General features: G+C 63.2%; 4 protein-coding genes and 1 pseudogene. All 5 read left to right on the top strand.

What is annotated here, in order from left to right; all coding sequences use genetic code 11:
- Positions 1-1,640 (top strand): 3-hydroxyacyl-CoA dehydrogenase NAD-binding domain-containing protein (locus tag EOA36_RS30835; RefSeq protein ID WP_127280691.1); only part of this gene is annotated, 1,640 nt, incomplete at its 5' end.
- Between the two features lie 9 nt (positions 1,641-1,649).
- Positions 1,650-2,195 (top strand): thioesterase family protein, encoded by a 546-nt coding sequence (locus EOA36_RS30830; protein ID WP_127280690.1) that lies wholly within the window; start codon positions 1,650-1,652, stop codon positions 2,193-2,195.
- 85 nt (positions 2,196-2,280) lie between these two features.
- Positions 2,281-2,583: a hypothetical protein gene (locus EOA36_RS30825; RefSeq protein ID WP_127280689.1), complete on the top strand. Its 303-nt coding sequence runs from the start codon at positions 2,281-2,283 to the stop codon at positions 2,581-2,583.
- 147 nt (positions 2,584-2,730) lie between these two features.
- A complete protein-coding gene (locus tag EOA36_RS30820; RefSeq protein WP_127280688.1) occupies positions 2,731-3,366 on the top strand; it encodes a helix-turn-helix transcriptional regulator in 636 nt (211 codons plus the stop codon).
- A gap of 9 nt (positions 3,367-3,375) precedes the next feature.
- Positions 3,376-3,592, top strand: a pseudogene (locus EOA36_RS30815) (thermonuclease family protein); the annotation flags it as partial.

Here is a 3,592-nt window from a genome sequence, read left to right as displayed (position 1 = left end):
GCCTGATCCATGAGATCGCCGAACCTGCGAAGCTGGTCGAGACTGCGAAGGCGATGATCAGGAACGGCCTCAAGCCGGTGGCACCGTGGGACGAGAAGGGTTTCAAGCTGCCCGGCGGGCCGGTTTATTCTGCCGCCGGCGCCAATCTGTGGCCGCCCGCCATCGCCATCCTGCGCCGCGAGACCCATGGCAATTACCCGGCCGCCGCGGCGATCCTCAAATGCGTCTATGAGGGCCTGCTGGTGCCCTTCGACACCGCGCTCAGGATCGAGCAGCGCTATTTCACCGAGATCATGCAGACCAAGGAAGCGGCGGCGATGATCCGTTCGCTGTTCGTGTCGCTGCAGGAGCTGAACAAGGGCGCGCGCCGCCCGGCCGGCGTGCCGGACACCAAGTTCAAGAAGATCGGCATCCTCGGCGCCGGCTTCATGGGCGCCGGCATTGCCTATGTCACCGCCAAGGCCGGCATTCCGGTGGTTCTGCTCGACCGGGATATGGACTCGGCGCAGAAGGGCAAGGCGCATTCGGACAGCCTGGTCTCGGACCAGGTCAAGAAGGGCCGCGCCAAGCCCGAGGAGAAGGACAAGCTCCTGTCGCTGATCACGCCGACCGCGGACTATGCCGACCTCGCCGGCTGCGATCTCGTCGTCGAAGCGGTGTTCGAGGATTCCGCTGTCAAGAAAGCCGCCACCGAACAGGCGGAGGCCGTGCTCAAGTCGTCGGCGATCTTTGCCTCCAACACCTCGACCATCCCGATCACCGGTCTCGCCAAGAATTCGGCGCGGCCGAAGAATTTCATCGGCATCCACTTCTTCTCGCCGGTCGACAAGATGATGCTGGTCGAGATCATCCTGGGTAAGAAGACCGGCGACAAGGCGCTGGCCACGGCGATCGACTTCGTGCGCGCCATCAAGAAGACGCCGATCGTCGTCAACGACACGCGCGGCTTCTACGTCAACCGCTGCGTGCTGCGTTACATGTCGGAAGCCTACAAGATGCTGATCGAGGGCGTGCCCGCGCCGATGATCGAGAATGCGGCGAAGGCCGCCGGCATGCCGGTCGGTCCCTTGGCGCTGACCGACGAGACGGCCATCGACCTCGCCCAGAAGATCATGAAGCAGACCATCAGGGATCTCGGCGACAAGGCCGTCGACCCCAGGCAGATGGCGCTGATCAACACAATGGTCGACGACCACGGCCGTTTCGGCCGCAAGAACGGCAAGGGTTTTTACGACTATCCGGCCAAGCCCGCCAAGAAGAAGCTCTGGCCCGGCCTCAAGGACCTCTATCCGCAGCTGGCACCCGAGAAGGTCGACTATGAGGAGCTGCAGCAACGTCTGCTCGTCACCATCGCGCTGGAAGCGGCGCGGGTGATGGAGGAAGGCATCGTCACCGATCCACGCGAGGCCGATGTCGGTTCGATCCTGGCCTTCGGCTTCGCGCCTTATACCGGTGGTGCGCTGTCCTATATCGACGGGATCGGCGCCAAGCAGTTCGTCAAGATCGCCAAGGGCCTGCAGAAGAAGTATGGCGCCGAGTTCAAGGCGCCCAAGCTGCTCCTCGACATGGCCGAGAAAGGTGAGACCTTCTACGAACGCTTCGATCCCTATGCCAAGGGCGATGTGAAGCAGGCAGCCTGATATCGCGCCATGTATGTCTGGGCGCGCATGGCGCGCATGCTGGCCACGGCGCGTAGCCGTGGCCCCTATGTGATGGCTGGTGAAGGCCGGCTGGCCTTTCGCTGCCTGCCGACCGACATCGACTTCAACGTCCATCTCAACAATGCGCGCTACATGATGCTGGCCGATCTCGGCCGCATCGACCTGTTCGTCCGTGCCGGCTTGATCAGGCTGGCGCGGAAGAATGGCTGGGCGCCGATGATGGGCGGGCTGCAGGTGGTCTATGCCCGCGAGATCAGGCTGTGGCGCCGTTTCGAGGTGGTGTCCTCGATCGAGACCTGGGAAGGCACCCAGGTCATCGGCAAACACCGTTTCGTCCTGGACAATGGCGAGACGGCCGCTTTGATCCTGACGACGGCCGGCGTCTACGACCGCAAGGCGCGCCGCTTCCTCGACATTGACGAGGTTGTCGCCGCACTTGGCCGGGCGGTGAACCCGCGTCCGCCGACAGAGGCGGAACGGATTTTCATGACCTCGCACCAAGGGCTGCGCGGTCTCGCCAAATTGTCCGGCTGATCAACCCGTCGATCGACTTTCCCAAGCCAGGTGCGGATGATACATTAGTTTTCGCTAACATAATGTTGGCGGAGGAGTAGTCATCATGCGTATGATGCTGAGAGTGTCCATCCCGGCCGAGGAGGGCAACAAGGCGATCAAGGAAGGCAGCATGGGCAAGTTCATCGAGCATACCCTGTCCGACCTCAAGCCGGAGGCTGCCTATTTTACCGCTGACGGTGGTTGGCGGACGGCCTACCTTTTCCTCGAGGTAAAGGACAGTTCGGACATGCCCTATGTCGCCGAGCGGTTCTTCTTCGCCTTCAATGCCACCGTCGAGATGATCCCGGTAATGAACGTCGACGAGCTGAAGAAGGGTCTGCCGAGGGCGATGGCGGCATTGGCCTGATAGCTTATCCGCGGCTTCGGCCATGACTGTGCCGTCATTGCGGCACACAGCTTTGTTCGTGATCCGCCGGCCACGCTGGTGGACAACGCAGCCGTTGCGCGTTAGACAGGAAGAGGCATTTTTTCCTGTTTCGAAGGAGAGCACGTCATGCTCTCGCACGACCGCGTCTGGGCTGCCATCGATGCTCTTGCCGAGCGCTATTCGCTTTCGGCGTCGGGTCTGGCAAGGCGCGCGGGACTGGATTCGACCGCCTTCAACAAATCGAAACGCCTGTCCTCGGACGGCCGGCCGCGCTGGCCTTCGACCGAATCGCTGGCCAAGATCATCGAGGCGACCGGCGCTTCGCTGGACGAATTCACGGGACTGATCGAAGGCCGGGGCGCATCGCCCGCCAGCCGTCGCGCCGTGCCGTTGCTCGGCTTTGCCCAGGCAGGCGCCGGCGGCTTCTTCGACGATGCCGGCTTTCCGGCGGGGCAGGGCTGGGAGCTCGTCGAATTGCCGGCGCAATCGACCGAAAGTTCCTATGCGCTGCAGGTGCAGGGCGATTCCATGCTGCCGCTCTACCGCAACGGCGACGTCCTCATCGTCGAGCCGGGCGCCGCCACGCGCAAGGGCGATCGCGTCGTCGTCAAGACGACATCAGGTGAGGTGATGGCCAAGGTGCTCGAGCGACAGACCGTCAAGTCGATCGCGCTGGTCTCGCTCAATCCGGAGCATCCGGATCGCGACATCCCAATGCGCGAGGTCGAATGGGTGGCGCGGATCGTCTGGGCAAGCCAATAGGTGCAACGGGTGCGACTTCCTCATCTTGTCCTGGCGGTTCTGATGGTTCCGGCGATGGCGGCACTGGTCGTTGCCGGCGGACGCACGCTGAAGGGCAGCGAAAGCACTGTTGCGTTGGACCAGATCGATCCCGGCGCCGATACGCTCCCCCAGGCTGACGCCGGGACGGTGCCGGAAGAACCTGCGACCTCCGCCATACCTGCATCGCAGCCGCCAAAGCCGGCGG

The sequence above is a fragment of the Mesorhizobium sp. M8A.F.Ca.ET.021.01.1.1 genome (assembly GCF_003998025.1).
Lineage (GTDB): Bacteria > Pseudomonadota > Alphaproteobacteria > Rhizobiales > Rhizobiaceae > Mesorhizobium.
The sequence above is the reverse complement of the archived record's forward strand: the minus strand, read 5'-3'. Positions and strand labels throughout refer to the sequence as shown.